General features: G+C 61.7%; 22 protein-coding genes. 13 read left to right on the forward strand and 9 right to left on the reverse strand.

What is annotated here, in order from left to right; translation table 11 throughout:
• Window positions 1-32 precede the first annotated feature (32 nt).
• Window positions 33-1,706, forward strand: coding sequence for a DNA repair protein RecN (gene recN, locus IFT59_RS05990; protein ID WP_192086342.1), 1,674 nt, complete (start codon window positions 33-35; stop codon window positions 1,704-1,706).
• Window positions 1,707-1,886: 180 nt separating this feature from the next.
• Complete coding sequence (gene ligA, locus IFT59_RS05995; protein ID WP_192086343.1) at window positions 1,887-4,064, forward strand: NAD-dependent DNA ligase LigA; 2,178 nt, start codon at window positions 1,887-1,889, stop codon at window positions 4,062-4,064.
• Window positions 4,065-4,067: 3 nt separating this feature from the next.
• On the opposite strand, the gene IFT59_RS06000 is transcribed toward ligA, so the two are convergent.
• Window positions 4,068-4,607, reverse strand: a complete 540-nt coding sequence (locus IFT59_RS06000) for a GNAT family N-acetyltransferase (protein ID WP_192086344.1) — start codon at window positions 4,605-4,607, stop codon at window positions 4,068-4,070.
• Between the two features lie 275 nt (window positions 4,608-4,882).
• Here IFT59_RS06000 and IFT59_RS06005 point away from each other — a divergent pair, with 275 nt between their 5' ends.
• Complete coding sequence (locus IFT59_RS06005; RefSeq protein WP_249407503.1) at window positions 4,883-5,473, forward strand: 3'-5' exonuclease; 591 nt, start codon at window positions 4,883-4,885, stop codon at window positions 5,471-5,473.
• A gap of 66 nt (window positions 5,474-5,539) precedes the next feature.
• Entirely contained in the window at window positions 5,540-6,037 is a 498-nt protein-coding gene (locus tag IFT59_RS06010; protein ID WP_174196524.1) for a CreA family protein, read from the forward strand.
• A gap of 79 nt (window positions 6,038-6,116) precedes the next feature.
• Here the strand turns inward: IFT59_RS06010 and IFT59_RS06015 are convergent, their stop codons facing one another.
• Entirely contained in the window at window positions 6,117-6,584 is a 468-nt protein-coding gene (locus tag IFT59_RS06015; protein WP_062457968.1) for a chemotaxis protein CheW, read from the reverse strand.
• Between the two features lie 123 nt (window positions 6,585-6,707).
• Here IFT59_RS06015 and IFT59_RS06020 point away from each other — a divergent pair, with 123 nt between their 5' ends.
• The 3 genes from IFT59_RS06020 to IFT59_RS06030 all read left to right on the forward strand — a co-directional run bounded on the left by IFT59_RS06020 (window position 6,708) and on the right by IFT59_RS06030 (window position 8,510).
• Window positions 6,708-6,863 (forward strand): hypothetical protein, encoded by a 156-nt coding sequence (locus IFT59_RS06020; RefSeq protein WP_165699872.1) that lies wholly within the window; start codon window positions 6,708-6,710, stop codon window positions 6,861-6,863.
• 99 nt (window positions 6,864-6,962) lie between these two features.
• Window positions 6,963-7,562, forward strand: coding sequence for an SCO family protein (locus IFT59_RS06025; RefSeq protein WP_062456221.1), 600 nt, complete (start codon window positions 6,963-6,965; stop codon window positions 7,560-7,562).
• Between the two features lie 66 nt (window positions 7,563-7,628).
• Window positions 7,629-8,510, forward strand: a complete 882-nt coding sequence (locus IFT59_RS06030) for a 50S ribosomal protein L11 methyltransferase (protein ID WP_062456224.1) — start codon at window positions 7,629-7,631, stop codon at window positions 8,508-8,510.
• A gap of 80 nt (window positions 8,511-8,590) precedes the next feature.
• Here IFT59_RS06030 and IFT59_RS06035 read toward each other — a convergent pair whose 3' ends face one another.
• Window positions 8,591-8,764: a hypothetical protein gene (locus IFT59_RS06035; protein ID WP_062456227.1), complete on the reverse strand. Its 174-nt coding sequence runs from the start codon at window positions 8,762-8,764 to the stop codon at window positions 8,591-8,593.
• Between the two features lie 238 nt (window positions 8,765-9,002).
• On the opposite strand from IFT59_RS06035, the gene IFT59_RS06040 reads away from it, so the two are divergent.
• Window positions 9,003-10,838 carry an aminopeptidase P family protein gene (locus IFT59_RS06040; RefSeq protein WP_192086346.1) on the forward strand — a complete coding sequence of 612 codons (1,836 nt, stop codon included), beginning with the start codon at window positions 9,003-9,005 and terminating at the stop codon, window positions 10,836-10,838.
• Between the two features lie 6 nt (window positions 10,839-10,844).
• Here the strand turns inward: IFT59_RS06040 and IFT59_RS06045 are convergent, their stop codons facing one another.
• The 3 genes from IFT59_RS06045 to pncA form a co-directional block, all read right to left on the reverse strand.
• On the reverse strand, window positions 10,845-11,168 hold the full coding sequence (locus IFT59_RS06045) for an AzlD family protein (protein WP_062457971.1): 324 nt from the start codon (window positions 11,166-11,168) through the stop codon (window positions 10,845-10,847).
• Window positions 11,169-11,179: 11 nt separating this feature from the next.
• A complete protein-coding gene (locus IFT59_RS06050; RefSeq protein WP_192086347.1) occupies window positions 11,180-11,926 on the reverse strand; it encodes an AzlC family ABC transporter permease in 747 nt (248 codons plus the stop codon).
• A 117-nt stretch (window positions 11,927-12,043) separates the two neighbouring features.
• Window positions 12,044-12,670 carry a bifunctional nicotinamidase/pyrazinamidase gene (pncA, locus tag IFT59_RS06055; RefSeq protein WP_192086348.1) on the reverse strand — a complete coding sequence of 209 codons (627 nt, stop codon included), beginning with the start codon at window positions 12,668-12,670 and terminating at the stop codon, window positions 12,044-12,046.
• A gap of 304 nt (window positions 12,671-12,974) precedes the next feature.
• On the opposite strand from pncA, the gene IFT59_RS06060 reads away from it, so the two are divergent.
• Entirely contained in the window at window positions 12,975-14,198 is a 1,224-nt protein-coding gene (locus IFT59_RS06060; protein WP_092660637.1) for a YeeE/YedE family protein, read from the forward strand.
• 597 nt (window positions 14,199-14,795) lie between these two features.
• On the forward strand, window positions 14,796-16,154 hold the full coding sequence (locus tag IFT59_RS06065) for a DUF2778 domain-containing protein (protein WP_192086349.1): 1,359 nt from the start codon (window positions 14,796-14,798) through the stop codon (window positions 16,152-16,154).
• A 45-nt stretch (window positions 16,155-16,199) separates the two neighbouring features.
• On the opposite strand, the gene IFT59_RS06070 is transcribed toward IFT59_RS06065, so the two are convergent.
• Together IFT59_RS06070 and IFT59_RS06075 are read right to left on the reverse strand one after the other, a co-directional pair.
• Entirely contained in the window at window positions 16,200-17,345 is a 1,146-nt protein-coding gene (locus tag IFT59_RS06070; RefSeq protein ID WP_192087114.1) for an amidohydrolase, read from the reverse strand.
• Window positions 17,346-17,413: 68 nt separating this feature from the next.
• Complete coding sequence (locus IFT59_RS06075) at window positions 17,414-19,978, reverse strand: ATP-dependent helicase (protein ID WP_062581065.1); 2,565 nt, start codon at window positions 19,976-19,978, stop codon at window positions 17,414-17,416.
• A 218-nt stretch (window positions 19,979-20,196) separates the two neighbouring features.
• On the opposite strand from IFT59_RS06075, the gene IFT59_RS06080 reads away from it, so the two are divergent.
• Both IFT59_RS06080 and IFT59_RS06085 read left to right on the forward strand, forming a co-directional pair.
• Complete coding sequence (locus IFT59_RS06080) at window positions 20,197-21,375, forward strand: efflux RND transporter periplasmic adaptor subunit (protein WP_192086350.1); 1,179 nt, start codon at window positions 20,197-20,199, stop codon at window positions 21,373-21,375.
• A complete protein-coding gene (locus IFT59_RS06085; RefSeq protein WP_192086351.1) occupies window positions 21,372-24,557 on the forward strand; it encodes an efflux RND transporter permease subunit in 3,186 nt (1,061 codons plus the stop codon). The genes IFT59_RS06080 and IFT59_RS06085 overlap by 4 nt, the downstream gene beginning before the upstream one ends.
• A 10-nt stretch (window positions 24,558-24,567) precedes the next feature.
• On the opposite strand, the gene IFT59_RS06090 is transcribed toward IFT59_RS06085, so the two are convergent.
• A complete protein-coding gene (locus tag IFT59_RS06090) occupies window positions 24,568-26,004 on the reverse strand; it encodes an aminotransferase-like domain-containing protein (protein ID WP_192086352.1) in 1,437 nt (478 codons plus the stop codon).
• Window positions 26,005-26,099: 95 nt separating this feature from the next.
• On the opposite strand from IFT59_RS06090, the gene IFT59_RS06095 reads away from it, so the two are divergent.
• Window positions 26,100-26,963 (forward strand): DMT family transporter, encoded by an 864-nt coding sequence (locus IFT59_RS06095; protein ID WP_062456257.1) that lies wholly within the window; start codon window positions 26,100-26,102, stop codon window positions 26,961-26,963.
• Window positions 26,964-26,985 lie beyond the last annotated feature (22 nt).

The following is a 26,985-nucleotide window of genomic DNA, read 5'->3' on the forward strand; positions in this document are numbered from 1 at the left end:
AACCAAGTGCCTGACAGGATAGGCGAGGCCGCATGCTGATCCAGCTTTCGATCCGCGACATCGTTCTGATCGAGAAGCTGGACCTTGCCTTCGAAGCGGGCCTATCCGTGCTGACCGGCGAGACCGGTGCAGGCAAATCTATCCTTCTCGACAGTCTTTCTCTGGCGCTGGGCGGCCGCGGCGACGGCGGTCTTGTGCGCCATGGCGAGGATAAGGGGCAGGTGACGGCGGTCTTCGACGTGCCGATGAACCATTCCGCCCGCAAGCTTCTGCGCGACAACGGCATAGACGACGAAGGCGATCTGATCTTCCGGCGTATCCAGTCGGCCGACGGCCGCACCCGCGCTTCGATCAACGACCAGCCGGTCAGCGTGCAGATGATGCGCCAGGCGGGACAGGTACTGGTTGAGATCCACGGCCAGCACGACGATCGCGCGCTGATCGATACCGGCGCCCACCGCACGCTCGTCGATGCGTTTGCAGGCCTCAACGATGAGGTTCTCGCGGTTTCCCACCTCTACAAATCCTGGCGGGATGCCGACCGGAGCTTGAAGACGCATCGCGCCAAGGTGGAGGCCGCTGCGCGCGAAGCCGATTACATCAGGGCCTCGGTCGAGGAACTGGAAGCCCTCTCTCCCCGCGACGGCGAGGAGGAGGAACTGGCCGAGCAGCGCTCGAAGATGCAGAAGTCCGAGCGCATTGCCGGTGATATTTCGGAAGCGTCGGAATTTCTCAACGGCAACGGTTCGCCTGTACCGCTGATCGCCTCCATGGTGCGGCGCCTCGAGCGCAAGAGCCACGAGGCGCCTGGGCTGCTGGAAGAGACTGTCGAACTGCTGGATCAGGCGCTCAACCATCTGTCGAACGCACAGATGGAAGTCGAAACGGCGCTTCGCCGGACCGAGTTCGATCCGCGTGAATTGGAACGGGTCGAGGAACGGCTGTTTGCCCTGCGTGCGGCCGGCCGCAAATATTCGGTCGCCGTCGTCGATCTTCCAGCGCTTGCCGAGAAGATGGTGGCTGACCTTGCCGATCTCGATGCCGGCGAGGAACGGTTGGGCGAGCTGGAAAAGCTCGCGGCCGCCGCGAAAGAGGAATTCGATCGCGCCGCTCTCGTTCTCTCGGGCAAACGCAAAGCGGGTGCGGAGACGCTGGCCGAAGCGGTGATGCAGGAATTGCCCGCGCTGAAGCTGGAACGGGCGCGCTTCATGGTCGAGGTGACCGCCAATCCGGAGGCTGCAGCCGCCGAAGGTATCGATACGGTCGAGTTCCACGTCCAGACCAATCCGGGCACACGCCCAGGGCCGATCATGAAGGTCGCGTCCGGCGGCGAGCTCTCGCGCTTCCTGCTGGCGCTTAAGGTCGCGCTTGCCGATCGCGGCTCGGCACCAACGCTCGTCTTCGACGAAATCGACACCGGTGTCGGTGGTGCGGTGGCGGATGCGATCGGCCAGCGGCTGAAGCGTCTGTCGGGCACCGTGCAGGTGCTGTCGGTGACCCACGCGCCGCAGGTGGCGGCCCGTGCTGCGACGCATCTTCTGATCTCTAAGGGTCCGGCCGGCGACGGTTCCGACAAGATTGCCACACGGGTGGCGACTATGGCGCCTGAAAACCGCACCGAGGAAATTGCCCGCATGCTGGCCGGCGCTTCGGTAACGGACGAGGCGAGGGCGGCCGCCAGAAGCCTGCTTGCGGGCAACGGCTAGACGGTTATCCGGCAGTCGCGGGAGCGTGCTGGCGAAGTCGCCCGGACAATGCGTAATGCAATCCCGTATCCCGCCAGGGATGCTGCATCTCGTAGCGTTCAGTCACAGCCGTGATGGCCGCTGCTTCTTCCAATCTTCTCAAATTGCACTAGAAATGCCGTTGAAGATGGAGATTCCCGCATGGCCGCCGACCAGACCACGACCGAGACCGCTGTTGACGATCTGACAGAACAGGCCGCGGCCGACGAGCTGGAGCGTTTGGCGAAGGAGCTCTCCCATCACGACGAGCTCTACCACGCCAAGGACGCGCCGGAGATTTCCGATGCCGATTACGACGCGCTGAAGAAGCGTAATGCGGCGATCGAAGAGCGTTACCCGCAGCTGATCCGGGCCGATTCGCCGTCCATCAAGGTTGGTGCAGCACCTCTGCCGACCTTCGCACAGATCACCCATTCGCGACCGATGCTGTCGCTCGACAATGCCTTTGCCGACGACGACGTCCGCGACTTCGTGAACTCCGTCTACCGCTTTTTGGGTCAGTTGCCGGATGGTTCGATTGCGTTCACGGCCGAGCCGAAGATTGATGGGTTGTCGATGTCGATCCGCTACGAGAACGGGATCCTCGTCAACGCCGCCACGCGCGGCGATGGCACGACGGGCGAAAACGTCACCGCCAATATCAAGACGATCAAGGAAATCCCGAACCGGCTGCCCAAGGGCGTTCCTGCCGTCGTCGAGGTTCGCGGCGAAGTCTATATGGGCAAGAGCGATTTCTTGGCGCTCAATGCTGAGATGGAAGCGAAGGGCAAGCAGCTTTACGTCAATCCGCGCAACACGGCGGCAGGGTCGCTGCGCCAGCTCGATGCCAAGGTGACGGCCAGCCGCAAGTTGAAATTCTTTGCCTATGCCTGGGGCGAGATTTCCGAGCCGAACGAGTTGCCGGGCACGCAATACGAGATGGTGCAGACCTTCAAGGACTGGGGTTTCCCGGTCAATCCGCTGATGAAGCGGCTGAATTCGCTCGAGGATATTCTCGGCCATTACCGCGAGATCGGCCTTGAGCGTCCCGAACTCGACTATGATATCGACGGTGTCGTCTACAAGGTCGACCGGCTCGATCTGCAGGCGCGCCTCGGTTTCCGCTCGCGCTCTCCGCGCTGGGCGACGGCCCACAAATTCCCCGCCGAGCAGGCGTTCACGACGGTCGAGAATATCGACATCCAGGTCGGCCGCACCGGCGCGCTGACACCGGTGGCGCGATTGACCCCGATCACCGTCGGCGGCGTGGTCGTTACCAACGCGACGCTGCATAACGAGGATTATATCAAGGGTATCGGCAATTCCGGCGAGCGGATCCGCGAGGACGATCACGACATCCGCATCGGCGACACCGTGATCGTGCAGCGTGCCGGCGACGTCATTCCGCAGGTTCTCGACGTGGTCATGGAAAAGCGGCCGGCGGATGCCAAGGCCTATGAGTTTCCGAAGAAATGCCCGGTCTGCGGCAGTCATGCGGTGCGCGAGAAGAACGAGAAGACCGGCAAGCTCGATTCGGTCACCCGCTGCACCGGCGGCTTCGTCTGCCGTGCGCAGGCAACCGAACACCTGAAGCATTTCGTCTCGCGCAGTGCCTATGACATCGAAGGGCTGGGCGCAAAGCAGGTCGACTTCTTCTTCGAGGCGGAAGATCCGGCTTTGCAGATCCGCACAGCGCCCGACATTTTCACGCTGAAGAAACGTCAGGAAACATCACAACTGCTGAAGCTTGAAAACATCGACGGGTTCGGCAGGATCAGCGTCCGGAAGCTGTTCGACGCGATCGACGAGCGGCGCTCGATAGCACTCAACCGCTTCATCTACGCGCTCGGCATCCGCCATGTGGGCGAGACGACGGCAAAGCTTCTGGCGCGTCACTACGGCACCTACGAGGCCTTTGCCGAGGCCATGAAGGAAGCGGCCAGTCTCTCCGGGGATGCCTGGGCTGACCTCAACAATATCGAGGGCATCGGCGAGATCGTCGCCCGCGCCATCGTCGAGTTCTTCAAGGAGCCTCGCAATCTCGATGTCGTGACGCGTCTCCTCACGGAGGTGACGCCGCAGCCGGCAGAACAGATCGCGGCATCGAACAGCCCGGTCGCCGGCAAGACCGTCGTCTTCACCGGCTCGCTGGAGCGCTTTACCCGCGATGAGGCCAAGGCGCGTGCCGAGGGGCTTGGTGCCAAGGTGGCCGGTTCGGTGTCCAAAAAGACCGACTACGTCGTTGCCGGCCCCGGCGCCGGTTCCAAGCTCGACAAGGCCAGGGATCTCGGCGTCGAGGTGATGACGGAAGACAAGTGGCTGACGCTTATCGGTGGCTGAGCATCAGGTCCTCAGCCGCGCCATCGCATAGGCGTCAACATAGTGCCCGTCTCGAAAGGCGTCGTCCTTGAGGTGCCCTTCGATGACAAAGCCGTATCGCTCATAGAGCCTGATGGCGTCGTGGTTGTCGGTGAAGACGTCGAGTTCCAGGCGGTGCAGGTTCAGCCAATTGTCGGCGAGGTCGATCGCGGCCTTCATCAGTGCCGAGCCCACGCCGCGGCCGACAAAGTCGTCGTGCACGCCCATGCCGATCGTCCCCACATGCCGGCGGCGGCCCTGTAGCGGACCGAGGAAGATGTCGCCGATAATAACGCCGTCCATGTCCGCCACGAGCTTCTTTGCGCCGGGCGCGGGGTTTTCCAGGTATTGGCGGGTTTCCGCTACGGTCTGGAAGGGCAGCCTCAGCGTGCCGTAGCGATAACCGGGAAGATTGGCGAGAGCCGTGATGGATACCGCATCGTCAGGTGTCGACGACCTGATGACGTAACCGTTCAGCCGTTCGGCTCGGGGTGGTTTTTCCTGGATTTCGTCGCTTGAAGACATCTTTGCTCTCCTTCAGGTATAACCGAGGCAGAGCGGACCAGCCGATCCCTGCCATTTTCGGCAGGGTGGTGGACGGAGGATCGACTAACGCGCCAAACCCGCCACACGCCCTGCAAGGCTTGTGGTCACGGTAAGATGGGTAAGGGCGATAGCGTTGATCATGGATCACATTGGGCCTGACAATAATGTGGAGGTCAAGATGCAGGCGGGTATGTGCTTTGCCGAATCGCTCCATCCGGCATAAAAGTCCGACGACCGAAGATTGGGACGCGACCTTGAAGACCATTGCGATCGATTTCGAAACCGCCAACGAACAGCGCGGCAGCGCCTGCTCCGTGGGCCTCGCGTGGATCGAGGATGGGCGTGTCGTGCGGGTCGAGGAACGGCTGATCCGGCCGCGGGATATGCGGTTTTCGTCTTTCAACATCGCCATTCATGGGATCCGGCCCGACCATGTCGAGGATGCCGGCGAGTTTCCCGAAGTGATGGACGAGTTCATCGACGACTTTCGCGGCGCGACGATGATCGCCCATAATGCCGCATTCGATTTCAGCGTCTGGCGCGCCTGTCTCGACCAGTACCGCCAGTCCTATCCGGAACTATCCTATCTCTGCAGCGTCAAGATGGCCCAAAAAGTCTGGCCGCATCTGATCTCGCACAAGCTGAATATCCTCGCGCAGCACCTGGGGCTGAGCTTCCTGCACCACAATGCAGCCGAAGATGCCGCGGTCTGTGCCGAAGCCTCGATCGCGATTGCGCGGTCGCTTGAGGTCATGCATATCCACGATATCCCGACCGCGATCGGCATGCGCGCAGGGCGCCTGTTTTCCGGCGGCTACGATGCCTGCACATTGCGCAAGGAGTGATCACTTGTAACCCCGCCGCCGAAGCTTATCTCTGATCACGTATCGTTGACTGGAGATTTTGCCCCTATGACCCGTTCGAGCCGCCGCCTTGCCATTCTCGCGACCGCCGCTATCCTCGGCGGTCTTGCCGTTCCCGCTCTTGCCCAGGTGGTCGGCAAGGTCGGCGTCGACTGGATCGGCAACGACATCATCGTCGAGGCGGTGCAGGACCCGAAGGTGAAGGGTGTCACCTGCCACGTCACGTATTTCGATCGCAGCGTCATCGACAGGCTGAAGAACGGCAAGTGGTTCGAGGACCCGTCCAACAATTCCATCTCCTGCCGTCAGACCGGGCCGATCGAGATCGGTGATATCGAGCTGGACGACGGTGGCGAGGAAGTGTTTCGCCAGGGACGTTCGCTGATCTGGAAAGACCTTCTGGTCAAGCGGATCTACGACAAGCCGAACGATACGCTGATCTACCTTGCCCATTCGCGACAGGTTGTCGAAGGATCGGCGAAGATGGCGATCTCCAGCGTGCCGCTGTTCAACCAGCCGGTGACCTGGGAAAAGGGCAAACCCTGATCCGCTCTACGTCCTGACGTAAGAAAACCGGGCTCCTTTCGGAACCCGGTTTTAACTAGGACAGCTCTAAGGCTTACGATCAGGCGGCTTCGCGCGACAGTTCGTCTGCAATGACGGTGTCGAGGTTCAGGAAGCAGACCATGGTCTTTTCCAGGGCAACGATGCCGCGGCAGAAATCGCGCTGGGCTTCCGGAATGATTTCCGGTGCCGGCTGCAGATCTTCGCTTCTGATCGTCATCATGTCGGAGACCTGTTCGACCAGAAGGCCGACCAGCTTGCCGGCGATGTCGGTGACGATGATCGCCGAACGCTCGGACGGTTCGGTCATCTTCATGCCGAGGCGGCAGGCCATGTCGATGACCGGGATCACCGCGCCGCGCAGGTTGATGAGGCCAAGCACGTAAGGCGGAGTATGCGGCATCGGAGTGACCGGCGCCCAACCGCGAATTTCGCGGATCGCCATGATGTCGATGCAGAATTCCTGGTCTCCCAGATGGAAGGAGACGATTTCGAGATAGGCTCCCGACTGCTTGATGGCGTTACTCATGTCGATCATCCTGATGTCGTTTTTTTGAAGGTCTCACGTCCCCGTTAAACTTCCCCTAATCTTTGCCGCCACAACGCGCTTTTTGTTCTATTTCCAGGCCGGTCGACGATGCTATAGTGGGTCATGCAACCGATCGCTCCATCGCTTCGACTTCCGGTTTTTCTGATCGCCGCGCTTGCCGCGATGCTGATCGGCGTCCTCGCTTTTGTTGGTTGGGCGCAGCACGGTTCTTCCATCTTCCTCGCGATGGCCGAGGGAACGCTCTCCTGGTGCATGTGACGGCCACGTCTGTGAAAACGTGGTGGTGATTTGCAACAATCGTCGTCTGCGGCTATCAGCGGTCACGATCTCAACTGATGATGCAGCAGGCAAACTACGATGAAGACTTTCCGAATTGTACTTTGGCTCGCCGTCGTCATTCTGGCCGGTGTTCTGGCCTGGCTGACCCTGGAGGTCACGCGTTCGAAGCAGCAGGTTGCCGAAGGGCCGTTCGGTGTGCCGTTCGAGCTTGTGGCGCAGGATGGCAGCCCGATCACCGAAGCAGCGTTCCGCGACAAACCGACGGCCGTGTTCTTCGGCTTTACCCATTGCCCGGAAGTCTGCCCGACAACGCTGTTCGAGCTGAACACCTGGCTGCATCAGGTCGATCCCGATGGCACAAAGCTCAACGCTTACTTTGTGAGCGTCGACCCGGAGCGCGATACGCCTGAGCTGATGGGGCAATATGTCTCGAATGTCTCCGACCGTATTCGCGGTATTTCAGGTCCGCCTGCCAAGGTGATGGAGATGGTCAAAGGGTTTCGCGTGCTTGCCCGCAAGGTGCCGGTGGATGAGAAAAACCCTGGCGGCGATTACACGATGGACCATACGGCATCGATTTTCCTCCTGAAGGACGGCGGCCGTTTTGCCGGGACGATCGCTTACGGCGAGGATCCTGCAGCGGCGGCGAAGAAGCTCGAGAACCTGACCAAGGGATAAGTCGCTTGAGGCGGATGCCTTATCTGTGGCAAAGCTTGCCGCGAAGATTATGAAAGGCGACTTCCTTTGAGTGAAATCCGGCTTTACGTGACATCCACCGAAATCGGTTCGGCCGAGATCCTCGACCTCCTGTCGCTGGAGTTCGGCGAAGAGGACGTGGCGATTGCCACGACCGAGGTGGACGAGAAGAAGGATATCTGGGAAGCCTCCGTCTACATGATGGCGGACGACGAGGAGGTCTTCAGGGAACGGATTGCAAAGGCGATCAGCGAGGATTTTCCCGATCTTTCGATTGCGATGGAGGTTATCCCGGATGTCGACTGGATTGCCAAATCGCTCGAAGGGCTCAAGCCTGTCAGGGCAGGGCGGTTTCTGGTTCATGGCTCGCATGACCGCGACAAGGTCAAGATCAACGACATTGCCATAGAGATCGATGCTGGACAGGCGTTCGGGACCGGCCATCATGGGACAACGGCGGGGTGCCTCGAGGTGATCGACACGGTCGTTCGAGCAACCGAGCCGAGAAATGCGCTCGATCTGGGAACGGGCAGCGGCGTTCTGGCGATTGCGGTGCGCAAGTTGCGCAACATCCCGGTTCTGGCAACGGATATCGATCCGGTCGCCGTTCGGGTTGCCAAGGAGAATGTTCGCCGCAACGGCATTGCCAGCGGACTGCGGCTGGAGACGGCACCGGGTTTCCACTCCTCGGCCTTTCGCCAGGACGGTCCGTTCGACCTCATCATCGCCAATATTCTGGCGCGGCCGTTGATCAAGATGGCGCCGCAGCTGGTGACGCATCTGACACCGGGCGGATCGGTGATCCTGTCCGGTATTCTAGCCGAGCAGCGCTGGAAGGTGATTTCCGCTTATGCAGGAGCCCGCTGCCGGCATGTGCGCACGATCTGGCGCAACGGCTGGGTGACCATGCATTTCGTGCGAGGCATGTGACGGGCCATGGGCTGGCCTGTCAGGTTTTGTAGGCTTGCCGGCACACCGAGTTGCGTGCCGGGTATCGCGTCGTCCTCAGATCAGAAGATGTAACGGGTCGCGCCCTGGCGCTGAAGTTCTTCGCGCGTCGTGCCGAGGCTCTTCAGCGTCGCATCATCAAGGCCAAGCATTGCGCCGTTGACGTAACGGGAGACCTGACGCTGACGGGCTTCGACCACGCGGTTCATTGCATTGCGGAGAAATGAGTTGGCCATCGTGTTCGTCCTTTTCAAAGTGATGACCCCAGAAGTCATCGAACATTGACGACACCTTAGATGATAAAAAATGAGGCAGGCAGTGGGTCTGCATCATGTGTGGCATGCGTCGGCTGCATGGATAGGTTCCTGACACTGACTGCCCTGTCACGTATCTGCATAGGATACTGGCGGCGGCGCGGGGAAATGTTCTAACATGGCGGCCATCAGTCGGAATCAAACCAGCCGGAATTCACTCATGTTTCAATCGTTCGAGACCAAGTCCGCCCCGCAGTTCGGCCGCGAAAGGGTGACTGCCCTGCGCGACGGCTTTGCCGAACTCGGCATCGACGGGTTTCTCGTGCCCCGCGCCGACGAGTATCAGGGCGAGTATGTGCCTGAGTCGGCCGAGCGCCTGTCATGGTTGACAGGCTTTACCGGATCTGCCGGCATGGCGCTCATCACGCAGCGTGAGGCGATCGTGTTCGTCGATGGACGTTACGTGACGCAACTGGCCGAACAGGTTGACGGAACTGTGTTTTCCGGCGGCGATCTGGTCGGCGAGCCGCCGCATGCCTGGATTGCGAAACATGCGCCGAAAGGGTTCCGCCTCGGCATCGACCCTTGGCTGCATGCCGGTGCGGAAGTGCGCAGGCTGGAAAAGGCGCTTGCGGAGATCGGCGGCGCGCTGGTTTCGCTGGCCCACAATCCGCTCGATGCGATCTGGAGCGATCGCCCTGCGGAACCGGTTGGCGCGTTGACCATCCAGAGAGAAGAGTTTGCCGGGAAGCCGGCCGGCGACAAGCTGAGCGAGATCGCGCGGCAGACCGAAGCGAAGGGACTGTCGGCGGTGCTGATCACGGATCCGTCATCCGTCGCCTGGATCTTCAATGTTCGCGGGGCTGACGTGCCGCACACGCCACACCCGCTGGCACGCGCGATCGTCTTTGCAAATGGCAAGGCAGAACTCTTCATCGATGCGGCAAAGCTCGGGAGCGAAGAGGCGGCTTACCTGGACGCTCTCGCTCTCCGGCGCGACCCTTCCGCGTTCCTAGGCCGTCTTGCCGAGGTCTCCAAAAACGGCGCCCGCATCCTGATCGATCCGGATCTGACACCGCTCGCGCTGACGGCTGCAATCGTCGCAGCCGGCGGCGAGGTGGTCGAGGGGATCGATCCGGCGAAGCTGCCGCGCGCCTGCAAGAATTCGGCGGAACTCGATGGATCTGCCAAGGCGCATCTGCAGGATGGCGCGGCTGTCGTCGAGTTTCTGTGCTGGTTGGATGGCCAGACGCCGGGCTCAATCACCGAGATCGATGCGGTAACGGCGCTGGAAGCGACGCGCGCCCGCGTCGGCCAGAGCATGCAGAACTCGCTGAAGGACGTTTCCTTCGATACGATTTCCGGTGCCGGAGAGCATGCCGCGATCATGCATTACCGGGTGACGTCCGAAAGCAACCGGCAGATCCTGCCCGGCGAACTGTTCCTGATCGATTCGGGCGCGCAGTATGTCAACGGAACGACGGATATCACCCGCACGGTTGCGGTCGGCTCGGTTTCCGAGGATCGCAAGCGCTTCTTCACGCTGGTTCTGAAGGGCATGATCGCCATCAGCATGGCGAAGTTTCCGAAGGGAACGCGCGGCTGCGATCTCGATCCGCTCGCTCGGATCGCGCTGTGGAAGGCGGGGGCTGATTTCGCGCATGGCACGGGACACGGCGTCGGGTCCTATCTCTCCGTGCATGAGGGACCGCAGCGCATTTCGCGGATGTCGACGCAGGAGCTTCTGCCCGGCATGATCCTGTCGAACGAGCCCGGCTATTATCGCCCCGGCGCCTTCGGGATCCGCATCGAAAACCTGATCTTCGTGAAGGATGCGCAGCCCATCGAGGGTGGCGACATGCCGGTTCTGTCGTTCGAGACGCTGACCTGGTGCCCGATCGATCGCCGCCTCGTCGTCGCCTCGCTGATGACCTCGGAAGAACTGCAGTGGCTGAACGACTATCACACACAGGTGCGCGAAAAACTGATGCCGCTGATCGACAAGGATTCGGTCAAGGCCTGGCTCACTGCAGCGACGGCGCCGATCTCCGGCTGAGTCGGATTACATGCCGATACCGAAACCGTGCCGGGCGGCCATGACTGCCGCCCAGCCGACGACGAGGACCATGAGGCCCGGAAAACGCAGGCCGAACACCAGCGCCGCGATCATCGCAATGCGCACGTCCCAGCCGCTGTTGACGAAGGGTGGAGCGACGAGTGTCACCAGAACGGCGGCCGGCACGGCGTTGAGGGCCGATTCCACCCGTGGCGGTATGCGTTTCAGGCTGTTGACAAGGATGTAGCCGCCGAGCCGCGTGGCGTATGTCGCAATTGCCGCCATCAGGATCAGGGTGACGGTCTGGCTATCGACGGAGAAGGCGCTCATGCCGGTTTCCATCACGCAGCCTCCGTTTCAAGGGCCGGGTCTTTCACGTCGTGATCCGAGGCTCCGGGAGGAGGCAGGATGGCCGCGACGACGATCCCGAGCGCTGCCCCCACACTGCTATGCCAGGGTGACCCGACGACCCAGTAGGCGACAACCGATCCGACTGCTCCGGCGACGAGGACGGGTAGAAAATTGTGCCGCTTGCGAAAGCCCATCACCAGACCGAGAAAGTAGACGGGCAGGAGGACATCGATGCCGATCGCCTTCGGGTCGCCGATCAGGCTGCCGAACAGCGCGCCGACAATGGTATTGCCGACCCATCCAATCCAGACCACGCCGCCCATGGCGATGTACCAGGCGAAGGTGACCGGGGTCTGTTCTTCACGTTTCTCCGTCTCGGCAAATTGCGGATCGGTCAGCAGGAAAAACGAAAGACAGCGCTTGAGGAGCGGGAAGCGCCCGAGGATCGGCGATACTGCCGCGGAATAGAGAACGTGGCGGAAATTGACGGCGAGCACCGAGAGCACGATCATCCAGGCCGCGACATGGTGGCCGAACAGTTCGATCCCGACCAACTGGCTCGCACCGCCGAAGACAAACGCGCTCATCAGCGCCGCTTCCGCCATGCTGAAACCGTTGTCGATGGCGATCGCTCCGAACAGGATGCCGAACGGGGCTGAGGAGAGGACGATAACGAAGCCCTTCTTCAATCCGTTCCTGATCTGGCCGCTTGTGGTGATCGGTTCGCTGAAACTCATGAGTCTTCCGATGCGTGCGCGTGCAATGCTTCGTTTATGCACGTGAGCGCCCGGTGACAATCGAATTGCGTTGATGCGTGTATCGATTTTGCTGAACGATCGGCGGCGCGGAGTGCGTCAGTCCGCGAGAATCTCGCTGCTCTTGATAATGCCGACGCCGTTGGCGCGCATCTCCTCGATGGCAGCCCTGACACCCTCGGGTGTTATGCCGCGGCTCGCATCCTCGATGAAGCGCACTTTGACGTCCGGCAGCATTTCGACAGCGTCCAAGGCTGAAAACTTCACGCAGTAGTCCGTGGCGAGACCGCAAACGTCAAGCTCCGTAATCTGCTGTGCCCGGAGGTAACCGGCAAGGCCGGTAAGGGCGGCCTGGTCGTTGTCGCGAAAGGCGGAATAGCTGTCGACCGCAGGGTTTTCGCCCTTCTGCTGGATATAATCGACTGCGCCGATATCGAGATCCGGATGGAATTCCGCATCCGGTGTTTCCTGCACGCAGTGATCTGGCCACATGACCTGCGGCTGGCCGGAGAGCTCGCCCATGTCGAATGGTTTCTTGCCCGGATGCTGGGAGGCGAAGCTGCCGTGATTGACGGGATGCCAGTCCTGCGAGGCGACGATCACATCGTAACCGCCGTCGGAAATGAGGCTGTTTGCGATCGGCACGATGTCGTCACCGTGGGCAACGGCAAGGTTGCCGCCCGGGCAGAAGCCATTCTGGATGTCGATCAGGAGCAGCGCTTTCATAGATCGTCCTCAAGAGTGGTTCTTCCTTGTCACACGAAGATGCCAAGCATGGCGGCATCGATCAAGCCTCTTCTGCCCAACACGATCGTCGCTCCAAATCATTTGTGACGAAACGGTCGGCCTTGGTGGCAGGTTCTGCGGTCATCTGATCTCCGCGGTTTCTAGGATGTCTGAAGATGACTCGATCGCTTTTGCTGACCGATCTGAAATCTCAATCCGGTTTCGAGCCGAATGTTGAAACGTGATTCCTCGTCGGATGCGGACCACGACCCTATCTAGGGGTCATCTTCACGGAGTTTCTCCCATGTCACTGTCGTCTTCGCTAGAAACGCGGGCTGAAGGCCTGCCGCCGATCGGTTTTCCCGGTCTCGGCGCTCTCATCGTGCTTGTTGTCGGCACCGTTGCGCTCGGCCTCGCTTATGGTCCAGCCCAAGGTGCGCTCTTCCTCATCGGAGGCGGGCTTGGCATCGCGCTCTATCACGCGGCCTTCGGGTTCACGTCTGCCTGGCGTGTCTTCATTGCGGAGGGCCGGGGCCGGGGTCTTCGCGTTCAGATGATTCTTCTGGCACTTGCCGTCATCCTGTTTTTCCCGGCTCTATCCAGTGGCGTGCTGTTCGGCACCGAGGTGCGTGGCAATATTTCGCCGGCCGGTATCGGCGTGATCGTCGGCGCCTTCATGTTCGGCATCGGGATGCAGCTTGGCGGCGGTTGTGCATCCGGCACGCTGTTTACCGCCGGTGGCGGCAATGCGCGCATGCTGGTGACCCTGTTCTTCTTCATCGTCGGTTCGGTTCTCGCCACCATCCACTTCGACTGGTGGGTCAGTCTTCCTTCGCTGCCGCCGACGTCTCTGTTTCAGACGTTCGGTGCATTTGGCGGCATTGCGGTATCGCTTGCCATATTCGCGGCGATCGCAGCGATCACTGTGGTCGTCGAGAAGCGGCGCAACGGCGCACTTGAACAGGCACCACCTTCGCCACGGCATGGTCTTGCCCGCTATCTGCGTGGTCCGTGGCCGCTGGTGGCTGGCGCGATTGCACTCGTCATCCTCAATTTCGCGACGCTCGCAATCGCCGGCCGTCCCTGGGGGATCACGTCCGCCTTCGCGCTCTGGGGTGCGAAGGGCGCGCAGGCGATCGGCTTTGATCCGACAGCCTGGGCCTACTGGCAGCAGCCGGGGAATGCCAAGGCACTGGCCGGAAGCGTGTTTGCCGATGTCACATCCGTCATGGATTTCGGCCTCATCGCGGGCGCCATGCTGGCGGCGGCGCTGGCCGGAAAGTTTGCTCCCAGCCTCGACATTCCGCTGCGTTCGATCCTTGCGGCCGTCGTCGGCGGTCTGCTGCTCGGCTACGGTGCGCGAATTGCCTATGGCTGCAATATCGGAGCCTATTTCTCCGGCATCGCGTCCGGCAGCCTGCATGGTTATCTCTGGGCAGTCGCGGCGTTTGCCGGAAATGTGCTGGGTGTGAAATTGCGGCCCTTCTTCTTCATGGAAGGTCGGTCCATTCGCCGGGCCGACGGTTGAGCCGTTCACCGCATCCCTTCAAAACTCCACGATCCATGGGCGCCTCCACAGAGGCGCCCATTTTCGCATGTGGGTTCAGACAGAGTGTCGCCACACTTTGGCTCTGGCTTGCCGCGTCTCACCCCCTCAAAATTGCGGGTGCGATTTCGTACCTCAAATGTCGCACCAGTTAAAAACCGGTGTAAGCCTTGAGTTTGTTAACTTTTGTCGCTAAACAGCAACAGTCGACGAGCTAGACACCGGACTTGCGGGCAGGGTCGAACACCCCTTTGCCGCATTTCTGCTTAACTTCCGGCGGTATGCGCTTTTAAGTGCACCACCGAAACCAAATCGGGGCGGCGTAAAGACATTGGTTACCATAATCGTTCATTCTCATATGCAGTCGATTGGCGGCGATGAGCAGATCCTGTCTGCTTTCTCAGTCCGCTTTGATCTTGCGGGCAAGACTGCGAAAGCAGGCCTTGCCGGTGTGAGTAACGGTTCGGGTAACGAGTAATGGCGCGTCAGTTGGAATCCAAAGCTTCGAAGCAGAACGGTCGCAAAGCGGCATCAAAAGCATCCTCGGCGCAGGCGCGCCGCAAGAAGTCCCGCTCACTCATGACGAATATGGCGCTTGGCGTCGGCTTTACCGTGGCGGCGCTGGTTGGTGCCTCGATGGTCACGGTCGCGACCTCGGTCAAGTCTGCCCCCAGCATCAGGTTCGAAACGGCCCTGCTTGCGCCACCAACGGCGCGCGAGCATCTCGTGGCTGCATCGGCGCGCACTGCGGACCGCAATCTCGATGTTTCGAAATTCTCCCGCCTTCCAGGCAGCGCGCCGGCCGAGCCGAAGCGCGGTCGTCTGGAAGGAGCGCAGCTTGCTGCTCTCTCGTCCCAGCGTCCGGATGACGCAAGCGTTCGTCAGTCGATGCATCTCGCGATGGCAAAGGCTGCCCGTCACGCCGAAACCGAACAGCAGTTTGCGGCCCTTGGCAAGCTGCGGCCCGGTTCCGACCAGATCAAGTCCGCCCTCGGTTCTGCCATGGAAAGTCTTGTGGTCGTAGCGCCACGCGGTAGCGAAGCTCTGGGCGCAATGCCCGACATTCTCCAGGAAGTTCAGCCGGCGACAGAGGTGGCGGAACTCGACACGATGAAGCCGGTGGAACTGGCGTCGCTCGAAAGCGATCTGCCGGAAAGCACGTCGGAGGATACGGTGGCGATTGCCGAACAGGCGACGCCGCTGCCTTCACCTGCGCCGACATCTCTCGCCCAGGCGCTGCCGAAAGCCGGACCACTGCCCGTCCTGCGTCCCGGTGCGGCCACCACCAGCGCTTCCATGGCCGTCGCTTCCGTCAAGCCTGAAAAGCCGAATGCACTTGCCGCAATCGCAGCCGTCGCACCGCAAAAGCCTGGCCGTGGCGACAACGATAACGACAAGCCAACCGTGCTTGCCTTTGCCAAGCCGAACAACCCGATGCGCGAAGAGCCTCTCGCTCCGTCGCAGGGTTCGCCGAAGTGGCCTGGTATCGGGACCAAGGTTGCGATCTACGACATCACCAACGGCGTGGTCATCATGCCGAATGGCAGCAAGCTCGAAGCCCATTCCGGCATCGGCAGCATGCGCGACAACCCGAAGTTCACGCATGTGAAGATGCGCGGCCCGACACCTCCGGGCACCTACAAGCTCTCGATGCGCGAATCGCTGTTTCACGGTGTTGCGGCAATCCGACTGACACCGACCGACGGCAAGGCGCCTCAGGGCCGCACGGGTCTTCTCGCCCACAGCTTCCTGCTTCGCGTTCGCGGCGACAGCCACGGTTGCGTAGCGTTCGCCGACTACGACAAGTTCCTGAAGGCCTTCCAGCGCGGCGAAATCACCCACATGATCATCGTGCCGAAGTGGGATGGCAAGCGCCCCGGCGCCGGCCCAAGCGGCGGCGGCATCATAGCAAAGCTGTTCGGCAACAAGGACGCCTGATCAAACTCAAAACAAACGGAGCCTTTTAGGCTCCGTTTTTCGTTGTCAGCCCAGCACCTGCCGCGTTGCGGCCAGGAAGATGCGCGCGCCGATCGCAATCAGATCGTCGGGATAATCATAAGTCGGGTTGTGCAGGGCAGGGTGGCTTTCGCCGGCGCCGAGAAACAGCATGGCCGATTTCGAGACCTTAGCGAAGCGACCGAAATCCTCCGAGGCGCGATAGGCTTGCCCAGCGACATGCGGCACGCCCTCGGCATCCATGGCGGCCCTCAGGATGTCGGCTGCAGCGGGATCGTTGATGCAGTGGCCGAACACATCCTGATAGGACACGGTCAGGGCCAACCCATCCGCCGCAGCCGCGTCTCTCGCCATTGTCTCCGCCTGTTCGACAAGAGCGGACATTTGATCATCCGTCGAGGTGCGCAACGTCACCCAGATCTCGCCATGCGCCGGTGAAATGCCCGCCGCGGGTTCACCGATCGTCACGTGGGTCACGGTCGCTCGCACGAGGTCGTCGTTTTCGACAGAGCCTGCCAAAATACCGCTCAGGGCTGGCAGCAGCCTGGCCACGGCCGAAACCGGCGAGATCCCGGTCTCTGGCCATGCCGCGTGGGCAGTCTTGCCGGTCAGGATGATCTTCATGCCGCGCGACGCGCAATTGGTCGGGCCGTCCTTCAGATGAACGTGGCCGAGCGGGATGCCCGGCATGTTGTGCAGGGACAGGCTGATATCGGGCGTCAGGTCCCGAAACTTGTCGTCGGCAAGGACCGCTGCCGCCCCGGCGCCGGTTTCCTCCGCCGGCTGGAACAGGAGAACGACACGACCCTTGGCGGGACGTCGACGTCCGAGCGCACGGCCGACCGCAGCAAGCGTTGCCATATGCCCGTCATGGCCGCACATATGGCTTTTTCCCGATACCTTCGACTTGTGCTCGGGGTCGCCGAGTTCCTCGATCGGAAGAGCATCGAGTTCCGCGCGCAGCATCACCGTTATTCCGGGCCCGCCACTGTCGTAGACGACCGCGACGCCGGTGCCGCCAATACCTTCGACGATCTCGTCCGGACCGGTCTCCGACAGGAACCGTACAACCTCGCGCGCCGTCTGCACTTCCTCCCCGGACACTTCCGGCATGGTGTGAAGCCGGCGGCGCCATGCGGTGAGTTCGACGACGTCGCTGTTGCTGAGGGAGATGTCATTCATCGAATTCTAAAGCCCTCATCATGGTCACGACCCTCGTTTGCGAGTGAGTAGACGTCTCGTCAGCCCGCCTTCTCCACGAACCCGTCCAGCACCCGCTTTTGCCCTGCCTTGTCGAACTCGATCGTCAGCTTGTTGCCTTCGATCGCGGTGATATTGCCGTTGCCGAACTTGATGTGGAAGACCCGGTCACCGGTGGTGAATTTCGACGGCGTGTCGGTTGTCGATTTGGCGACCAGCTCGCCGTCGATCGTGCGGCCGCGGGGGCCGCTTTCGCCGTAGCCGATGCGTTCCACGGCGTGGCCGGAGCGGCTGCCCCAGTTGTCGCGGGTGGCATCTGTCTTGTTGGCCTGGGCGCGTTTCCAGCCGGGCGTCGAATAGGAGTTGCCGGCGAAGGCATCCGCCTTGTCGAAGCGCGACTGGCCGTAGCCGCCGCGGCCGCCATAGCCACCGAAGCTTGAGGATTCCGATGCCGCGACATCGACATGGCTCGGCGGCAGTTCATCAAGAAAGCGCGAGGGCATTGTGGATTGCCACAGGCCGTGAATACGCCGGTTCGAGACGAACCAGATATGGCAGCGGCGTTTCGCGCGGGTGATGCCGACATAGGCGAGGCGGCGTTCCTCCTCCAGCCCGGAGCGGCCGCCTTCGTCCAGCGCGCGCTGGTGCGGGAACAGGCCTTCCTCCCAGCCGGGCAGGAACACGGTCTCGAATTCCAGACCCTTGGCCGAGTGGAGCGTCATGATCGAGACGGCATCGAGGTTCTCGTTGGTCTCGGCATCCATGACGAGCGAGACGTGCTCTAGGAAGCCGCGCATGCTCTCGAACTGCTCCATCGAGCGGATCAGTTCCTTGAGGTTTTCCAGCCGCCCCGGCGCTTCGGCGGTCTTGTCGTTCTTCCACATGTCGGTATAGCCCGACTCTTCGAGGATCTGCTCGGCCAGTTCCGTATGCGGCACGGTTTCGAGACGTGCCTGCCAGTTGCGGAAATTCTGCACGACATCGAACAGGGCCTTGCGGGCCTTCGGCTTCAGCTCGTCGGTCTCGATCATTTCGCTTGCGGCCTGAAGCATGGGCACATCGCGGGCGCGGGCGCTGTCATGCAGGTAGCGTATGGTCGTGTCGCCGAGGCCGCGCTTTGGTGTGTTGACGATGCGCTCAAAGGCAAGGTCGTCGGCCGGCTGGCAGACCATGCGGAAATAGGCCATCGCATCGCGGATCTCGAGCCGCTCGTAAAAGCGCGGGCCGCCGATGACGCGGTAGTTGAGCCCGAGCGTCACGAACCGGTCTTCGAACTCGCGCATCTGAAACGAGGCGCGCACCAGGATCGCCATGTCGTTCAGCGCGTGTTTCTTGGCATCGCTGCGACCATCGCCGCGCTGCAGCCGCTCGATCTCCTCACCGACGGCACGGGCTTCCTCTTCGCTATCCCAGGCGGCGTGGACGATGACCTTTTCATCTTCGGGATCGACCCGGTCGGTGAACAGCGTCTTGCCGAGGCGTCCTTCGTTATGGGCGATCAGATGGCCGGCAGCGCCGAGGATGTGCTCTGTCGAGCGGTAGTTGCGCTCAAGCTTGATGACCTTGGCGCCCGGGAAATCCTTGTCGAAGCGAAGAATGTTTTCCACTTCGGCACCGCGCCAACCATAGATCGACTGGTCGTCGTCGCCGACGCAGCAGACGTTCTGCGGCACATCCTTCGGACGCTGGGCGAGGAGACGCAGCCACATATACTGGGCCGTATTGGTGTCCTGATACTCGTCGACGAGGATATAGCGGAACCGCTGGTGATACTCCTTGAGCAGATCCGGTGCCTTGCGGAACAGGGCGATCGGGTGCAGCAAAAGGTCGCCGAAATCGCAGGCGTTGAGCGTGCGCAGGCGGGCCTGATAGGCGGCATAGAGTTCGCGGCCCTTGCCGTTGGCAAAAGCTCGGGCGTCGCCTTCCGGAATGTCGGGCGGCAACAGGCCCTTGTTCTTCCAGCCATCGATCATGCCGGCGAACTGCTTGGCCGGCCAGCGCTTGTCGTCCAGACCTTCCGCCTGGATGAGCTGCTTGATCAGGCGCACGACGTCGTCGGTGTCTAAGATGGTGAAATCGGATCGCAGGCCGACCAGCTCCGAATGGCGCCGCAGCAGTTTGACGCCGATCGAGTGAAACGTGCCGAGCCACGGCATGCCTTCGACGGCGCCGCCGACGAGAACGCCGATGCGCTCCTTCATCTCGCGCGCAGCCTTGTTGGTAAAGGTCACGGCGAGAATCTGGCTCGGATAGGCGCGGCCGGTCTCCAGCAGGTGGGCGATGCGGGTGGTCAGCACGCGGGTCTTGCCGGTTCCGGCGCCGGCCAGAACCAGAACGGGACCATCCAAGGTCTCGACCGCTTCGCGCTGTTCCGGGTTAAGGCCCGTCATATAGTCGGGTGAGGGCCGGTTGCCACCGCGCGCCGCCATGGCCCGCGCCGCGATCCCCAAACCACCGGAACCACCAGCAGGAACAGGAGCAGAACCTTGGTTGCCAGCCGATGCCGGCACCGGGCGCTGGTCCGATTGGTCTTCGCCTCGCGCCTTGCGGGGGGCGGGCTCCGGCTCCTCATCGAAGAAAGGGATGTCGTCGTAACTGTTACTCATCCGGCCAATGTAGTGATTCGGGCTCGAAAGACCAGCCGATGTTCTCTTTTCATTCCTATGTTTCCCCTAGGAATCGTCCGGATCCGTGTCGTTGAAGCTCTGACACATCCGTGAAATCGCGTGATGTTACAAAACAGTAAGGTAGGTTCCTCGACCTTGCCAGTTGGGCGCGAAACGGGGATACTTGCACCACTTATCGATAGACTTGCGAGGAATGAATGCGGATCTGGAACCAGCTTCTGATGTCGGTTGCGGTACTGCTCGGAGGGCTCTGTCTCTGGGTCTACCTGTCGGCAGATGCCGGGCGGTCACTGATTTCGATGGGCGTTCCCGCAGGCATGGTGACTTCCATCAATCCTGATGTCGCCGAGCCGGCGGCCGCAACGGTTGCGGGCGCACCGGCTTCGTCATCGCGCGGCGGGCAGCGGGGCGGCGGTGAGAGCCAGGTGGTGTTGGTTGCAACCAGACCCGTCGGAACCGGTGTGGTCAATGACAGACTGTCGGCGATCGGTGACGGCGAGGCGATCCAGTCGGTTATCGTGATGCCGCAGGCGACGGGCACCGTAAACGAGATCCTCGTCAAATCCGGCGACATGGTCATAAAGGGCCAGATTCTTGCGCAGCTCGATGACGACGAGCAGATCATCCTGCGCGATCAGGCGCAGGTGGTGTTGCGCAGTGCGCGTGAGAAATCCGATACTTACCGGAACCTCAAGAGCTTTTCCCGTCTCGACGTGCTCGACGCGCAGATTGCGTCCGAAACGGCGCAGCTGACGGTCACCAACGCCGAATTGGCGCTGAAGCGTCGCTCGGTCGTTGCGCCAATCGATGGGATCGTCGGCATCGTCGCGGTCAATATCGGTGACAACGTCACGACCGCGAGCAATATCGTGACGATCGACAACCGTACCGAGCTGCTGGTGGATTTCTGGGCGCCAGAGCGTTTCGCGGTCCAGGTCAAGCCTGGCATGCCGGTCGAGGCCGCCTCCGTCTCGCGTCCAGGCCGCACCTTCGAGGGTTCGGTCGAGGCCGTCGACAACAGGGTCGATCCGGCAAGCCGTACGATCCGCATTCGTGCCAGAATTCCCAATGTTGATGACGAACTCCGCGCCGGCATGTCTTTCGGCGTGACGATGCGGTTTCCGGGCGAGACATTTCCAAGCGTCGATCCGCTTGCAGTCCAGTGGGATGCGAAAGGCTCGTTCGTCTGGCATATCGTCGATCACAAATCGGTCAAGGAGCGGGTAAGGGTCATCCAGCGCAATCCCGATGCGATCCTCGTCTCGGCCAATCTGAAGGATGGCGATGTCGTGGCAACCGAAGGGTTGCAACGGGTCCGGGAAAATGGTGCCGTCCGCATTGCCGGTGAAAAGCCGCCGGAGGTCGCCAGCCGATGAGCAGCAGCCACAGCGGTAACGCCAATAACAACGGGTCGGCCGGCCAGTCTTCCGGAAAGCAGAACAGCTTTACCGCGCTCTTTGTGCGGCGGCCGGTCCTTGCCGCGGTTCTCAACACGCTTCTTGTCGTCGCAGGCCTTGCCGCTCTTGCCGGCGTCGAGGTGCGCGAGTTGCCGGATGTGGACCAGCCGGTCATCACCATCCGCACCACCTATGACGGCGCTTCTGCCCAAACCATGGACCAGGAAGTGACCGATATCATCGAGGGCGCGGTTGCCCGGGTCGCCGGCCTCAAGGCCGTTTCGTCGGAATCGCAGTTCGGCCAGAGCCGTGTCACGCTGGAATTCAACGACACCGCCGATCTTGCGGTGGCCGCCAACGACGTGCGCGATGCGCTTGGTCGTGTCACCGGCCAGTTGCCTGACGACGTGGACGAACCGCGCATCATCAAGGCCGATTCCGACAGTCAGCCGATCATGCGGCTTGCGGTCACCTCGAACACGCTCTCCATGGAAGACCTGACGCTTCTCGTCGATAACGAGGTGTCCGACCGGCTTGCGTCGGTTGACGGCGTCGCTGACGTGGAACTCTACGGCGATCAGGAAAAGGTCTTCCGCGTCGACGTGAACCAGACGGCGCTTGCCAGTCGTGGGCTGACGATTGCAGATCTCTCCGAGGCGCTATCGACGGCTGCGCTCGACGTGCCCGCCGGTTCGCTGGAATCCTCGACGCAGGACATTGTCGTGCGCGCGACGGCGAGCCTGACCAAGCCCGAAGACTTCGAAAACGTCATGCTGGGCAACAATGTCCGGCTGCGCGATGTCGCGACAGTGATGCTTGGGCCGGACGACGGCACGACTGCGCTGCGATCGAACGGCGTTCCGGGCGTTGGTCTCGGCGTGCTGCGCCAGGCGCAATCGAACACGCTCAGCATTTCGGAAGGTGTGCGGGCCGCCGTCGCCGATCTCCAGAAGACGTTGCCCGAGGGCACGCGCATTGCCATCACCAGTGACGATGCGGTCTTCATCGAAGGCGCGCTGCACGAGGTCGAGATCGCGCTGGCGCTCTCGGGCACGATCGTCATTGCCGTCATCTATCTCTTCCTGCGCGACTGGAAGGCGACGCTGATCCCGGCGCTCACCATGCCGGTGGCGCTGATCGGTACGCTGGTCGCAATCTATGCCGTCGGGTTCTCGATCAATATTCTGACGCTTCTTGCAATCGTTCTTGCGACCGGCCTTGTGGTGGATGACGCGATCGTCGTTCTTGAAAACATCGTGCGACGACGATCGGAAGGCATGGGTCCGCGCGCGGCAGCCGTGATCGGCACCCAGGAGGTTTTCTTCGCAGTGCTGGCGACGACCGCGACGCTTGCCGCCGTATTTATTCCGCTGTCGTTTCTGCCCGGCCAGATGGGTGGCCTGTTCCGCGAGTTCGGTTTCGTTCTGGCGTTTGCCGTCGCGCTGTCTTCGGTCACGGCGCTGACGCTTTGCCCGATGCTTGCGTCGCGCATGCTGACCAAGCCGATACAGGAAAAGAACGACGGCCTGCTTGGCCGGTTCGGAACGCTGTTTGCCAATTTCTACCGGGTGACGCTGCATGCCTGCCTTGGCGCGCCGGCGATCGTCATCGTCTTCGCGCTGCTGTTCGGCGGTGCCGGCTATATGGCCTTCAAGACGGTCAAGAGCGAACTGACCCCGCCGGAAGACCGGGCCATGGTCATGCTGCGGGCGACGGCGCCCGAAGGCATCAGCCTGCAATATATGCGCGACAAGCTGCAGCAGATCGAAGAAAAACTGCAGCCGCTCGTGGCGTCCGGCGAGATCCAGAACATCTATTCGATCTCGGGGCAGGGTGGCGCCACCAATAACGGTTTCATGGTTCTGACGCTTGCACCTTGGTCCGAGCGGGAGCGCAGCCAGGCCGATATCGTGCGCGATATCAACGCGGCCACCGCGACCGTGCCCTCGCTTCGCGCCTTCGCGACGCAGCAGAACAGTCTGCGTATCCGCGGTGCCGGCAACGGGTTGCAGATGGCGATGGTCGGCACCAATCATGAAGAGCTGACGGCCGCCGCACTGAAACTGGTGGACCAGCTTCGCGCGAGCGGATTGTTCGATACGCCGCGTCTCAACAACGAGCCGACGCAGGCCCAGATCTTCGTGTCGGTGAACCGTGAGCGGGCATCGGATCTCGGAATCGACATCACCAATCTCGGCACGTCGCTGCAGTCTCTTCTCGAAGGCCGATCTGTGGTGGACGTGTTTGTCGACGGCGAGGCGACGCCGGTCAAGCTGACATCGACGACGCGTCCGATCGATGACCCGACGGATCTCGAGAACATTTTTCTGAAGGCCAAGGATGGCCGCATGGTGCCGCTCTCCACCGTCGCGACGCTCGAGGAACGGGCCGTGGCGCCGAGGCTCAACCGCGAACAGCGGCTTGCGGCAGTCTCCTTCTCGGCCAGCCTCAAGGACGGTGTCTCGCTCGGTCAGGCGGTCCAGGCGGCGACCGAGCTTGCGCAGCCGCTCCTGCCAGCTGGATCACGTCTGATACCGTTGGCAGAGGCTGCGACACTCAAGGAAAACTCGAGCGGCATGGCGCTGACATTCGGCTTTGCGATCGCCATCATCTTCCTGGTGCTTGCGGCGCAGTTCGAAAGTGTCCTGTCCTCGATCATCATCATGTCCACGGTGCCGCTGGGACTTGCCTGCGCTGCCTTCGCCTTGGTTCTGACCGGCTCCAGTCTCAACGTCTACAGCCAGATCGGGCTTGTGCTGCTTGTCGGGGTCATGGCGAAAAACGGCATTCTGATTGTCGAGTTCGCCAACCATCTGCGCAACGAGGGCGCGTCCTGCCGCGAGGCGATCGAGCGGGCGTGCGCGATCCGTCTTCGACCGGTGATGATGACGATGATCGCCACCGTGATCGGCGGCGTGCCTCTGGTTCTTGCCAAGGGCGCCGGTGCCGAAGCCCGTATCGCGCTCGGCTGGGTGATCGTCGGTGGCCTCGGCATGGCAACCATGGTGACGCTCTACATCACCCCCGTCGCATACTTGTTGATCGCCCGCTTCTCCAAGCCACAGGTGCACGAGGAACAGCGGCTGCAGGACGAGCTGGAAAGCGCCCGCAAGGGACGCGCCAACGATACGAAAGAGCAGCAGCTGATGGCAGCCGAGTAAGGGCTTGCCTTCAGGCAACGGTTTCGGGGTTCCGCATGTCGGCGAAAATCTGCTTCAGGACGTCGTAGATCCGTCCATCGAGCGATTGCGACACGTTGAAGCGCATGGAACTCGTCGCTGATTGCGACGGGCTGAAGACATTGCCCGGGGCGAGCACGATGTTGTTCTTCAATGCCGCCCGCGCGACGTCGGCGGAATCGAGACCGTCGGGCAATCGGCACCACAGAAACATGCCGGCCTGCGGCTCGATCCACGGAACGATTCCGATCGCCTTCAGCCGTCCCGATACCTCGACCCTTGCGCCGGCAAGCCGCCCCCTGATCGTGTCCAGATGCTTGCGGTAGCTGGCATCGCTCAGTGCCTGATAGACCAGTTCGGACGCAAGCGACGGCCCGCCGAACGAGGTCGCAATCTTCAGGTCCGTCAGACCCTCGATCCAGTCCCGCTTCGTGGCAATGAACCCGCAGCGGACCGAAGCGGACAGCGTTTTCGAAAAGCTGCCGATATGAATGACCCGTTCCAGACCGTCGAAGGCTGCCAGCCTTGGGGCCGGCGTATGCTCGAAATCCGCAAAGATATCGTCCTCGACGATCGTCAGGCCGAACTGTTCGGCAAGCTTCAGGACGCGATGCGCGGTGACGGGACTAAGCGTTGCCCCGGTCGGATTGTGGACCGCCGAATTGGTGATGTAGAGGCGAGGGCGGTGCTCAGTGAGGACGTTTGCCAGCGCCTCTAGATCCGGCCCGTTCGGCGTATAGGGCACGCCGACGATCCGGGCGCGATGGGCGCGCAGGATCGCCTGGAAATTGAAGTAGCAGGGGTCGTCCACGAGGACGGTGTCTCCGGGCTCGATCAGGAACCGGCAGAGAAGGTCGATCGCCTGGGTGCCGGAATCGGTCAGCACGATCTGGTCGGGTGACGTCTCGATCCCGCGCTCTCCCATTCGCCGCGCAATTAGGCTTCGAAGCGGCATCAGGCCGAGCGGTGAACCATAGTCCGTGAGCGTTGCCGTATCGCCGCGGGAAAGCGTGCGAAGCGATCGCCGCAAGGTCTCGTCCGGCAACCAGGATGGCGGTAGCCATCCGCAACCCGGCGTCAGGCCATCGCGCCGGACATCGAGCGATTGCCGTGACACCCACAGGGGATCAACGGCGCGGTCGAGCTTCGGACCGATCTGCGCGAGCGACAACGGTGCCGTCTGGCTGGCAACGTAGAAACCGGAGCCGGGGCGGGAGGTGATCACGCCCTCTGCCGTCAGCCGGTCGTAGGCATCGACGACGGTGGAGGTGGAGACTTTAAGAGTTGCCGCGAGGCTTCGCACGGAGGGAAGCTTTGCTCCGGGCACGAGGCTGCGCCCGGAAATCCGTTGCCGGATGGTCGAAACGACCATGGCGACCTTCTGCCCACCTTGCGTCCCCAGATCCATCCGTACTGCCTCATGCACCATTACAGTTTTGTCAAATCGTACCTGAGTGTAGCTGTCTCTGCCAGAGGCTTGCGCGCATAAGCGTCGAAGGATTTCGGCAGGGGGTTTAAAGGCTTATGGATCGTTCTCTTTCAGGTTGGATCAACGGCATGATCGGCGTGATCATCTTCAGCGGCTCGCTGCCGGCGACAAGGGTTGCCGTCACGCAGTTCGATCCGGTTTTTCTAACCGTTGCCCGTGCCGCGATTGCCGGCATCCTCGCGCTCTGCATTCTCCTTGTTTTCCGGGAGAAATGGCCGTCGCGCCGCGACCTCGTGTCTCTTGTGGTCATCGCGCTCGGCGTCGTGGTGGGTTTTCCGCTTCTCACTGCGCTGGCACTCCAGCACGTGACATCGGCCCATTCCATCGTCTTCATCGCTCTGTTGCCGCTCGCGACGGCATGCTTTGCTGTTCTGCGCGGTGGCGAGAGACCCAGGCGGGCATTCTGGATCTTCGCGATTGCCGGGAGCGCTTGCGTTGCCGGTTTTGCGCTGTCGCAGGGTGTGATGGCGTCACCCTATGGCGACGGCATGATGCTTGCCGCGGTTCTTGTCTGCGGCCTCGGTTATGCGGAGGGTGGCCGCCTGTCGCGGACGCTCGGGGGGTGGCAGGTGATCTGCTGGGCGCTTGTTCTATCTCTGCCGGTGATGGTCGTCATCACGCTTACGCAGCTGCCGCCGGATTTCTCAGCAATCCGCATGCCGGCATGGCTTGGCCTCGGCTATGTCTCACTCTTCAGCATGCTGATCGGTTTCATCTTCTGGTACCGCGGGCTGGCGCAGGGCGGCATTGCTGCAGTGGGGCAGCTGCAACTGACGCAGCCATTCTTCGGCCTCGTGCTTGCCGCCCTGCTGCTCGGTGAAAGCATCAGCCCGATGATGATCGTTGTGACGCTGGCCGTCATCCTCTGTGTCGCCGGGGCTCGCCGCTTCGCGCGATAGGCCCACCGTACCGATGGGGGGT

Origin of the sequence: Rhizobium sp. CFBP 8752 (assembly GCF_014842035.1) — a bacterium.
Classification (GTDB): Bacteria; Pseudomonadota; Alphaproteobacteria; order Rhizobiales; family Rhizobiaceae; genus Neorhizobium; species Neorhizobium soli.

Coding starts and splice junctions, on each gene's coding strand:
- recN (WP_192086342.1), top strand. CDS start 33: ATGCTGATCCAGCTTTCGATCCGCGACATCGTTCTGATCGAGAAGCTG.
- ligA (WP_192086343.1), top strand. CDS start 1,887: ATGGCCGCCGACCAGACCACGACCGAGACCGCTGTTGACGATCTGACA.
- IFT59_RS06000 (WP_192086344.1), bottom strand. CDS start 4,607: ATGTCTTCAAGCGACGAAATCCAGGAAAAACCACCCCGAGCCGAACGG.
- IFT59_RS06010 (WP_174196524.1), top strand. CDS start 5,540: ATGACCCGTTCGAGCCGCCGCCTTGCCATTCTCGCGACCGCCGCTATC.
- IFT59_RS06015 (WP_062457968.1), bottom strand. CDS start 6,584: ATGAGTAACGCCATCAAGCAGTCGGGAGCCTATCTCGAAATCGTCTCC.
- IFT59_RS06020 (WP_165699872.1), top strand. CDS start 6,708: ATGCAACCGATCGCTCCATCGCTTCGACTTCCGGTTTTTCTGATCGCC.
- IFT59_RS06025 (WP_062456221.1), top strand. CDS start 6,963: ATGAAGACTTTCCGAATTGTACTTTGGCTCGCCGTCGTCATTCTGGCC.
- IFT59_RS06035 (WP_062456227.1), bottom strand. CDS start 8,764: ATGGCCAACTCATTTCTCCGCAATGCAATGAACCGCGTGGTCGAAGCC.
- IFT59_RS06040 (WP_192086346.1), top strand. CDS start 9,003: ATGTTTCAATCGTTCGAGACCAAGTCCGCCCCGCAGTTCGGCCGCGAA.
- IFT59_RS06045 (WP_062457971.1), bottom strand. CDS start 11,168: ATGAGCGCCTTCTCCGTCGATAGCCAGACCGTCACCCTGATCCTGATG.
- IFT59_RS06050 (WP_192086347.1), bottom strand. CDS start 11,926: ATGAGTTTCAGCGAACCGATCACCACAAGCGGCCAGATCAGGAACGGA.
- pncA (WP_192086348.1), bottom strand. CDS start 12,670: ATGAAAGCGCTGCTCCTGATCGACATCCAGAATGGCTTCTGCCCGGGC.
- IFT59_RS06060 (WP_092660637.1), top strand. CDS start 12,975: ATGTCACTGTCGTCTTCGCTAGAAACGCGGGCTGAAGGCCTGCCGCCG.
- IFT59_RS06065 (WP_192086349.1), top strand. CDS start 14,796: ATGACGAATATGGCGCTTGGCGTCGGCTTTACCGTGGCGGCGCTGGTT.
- IFT59_RS06075 (WP_062581065.1), bottom strand. CDS start 19,978: ATGAGTAACAGTTACGACGACATCCCTTTCTTCGATGAGGAGCCGGAG.
- IFT59_RS06080 (WP_192086350.1), top strand. CDS start 20,197: ATGCGGATCTGGAACCAGCTTCTGATGTCGGTTGCGGTACTGCTCGGA.
- IFT59_RS06085 (WP_192086351.1), top strand. CDS start 21,372: ATGAGCAGCAGCCACAGCGGTAACGCCAATAACAACGGGTCGGCCGGC.
- IFT59_RS06090 (WP_192086352.1), bottom strand. CDS start 26,004: ATGGTGCATGAGGCAGTACGGATGGATCTGGGGACGCAAGGTGGGCAG.
- IFT59_RS06095 (WP_062456257.1), top strand. CDS start 26,100: ATGGATCGTTCTCTTTCAGGTTGGATCAACGGCATGATCGGCGTGATC.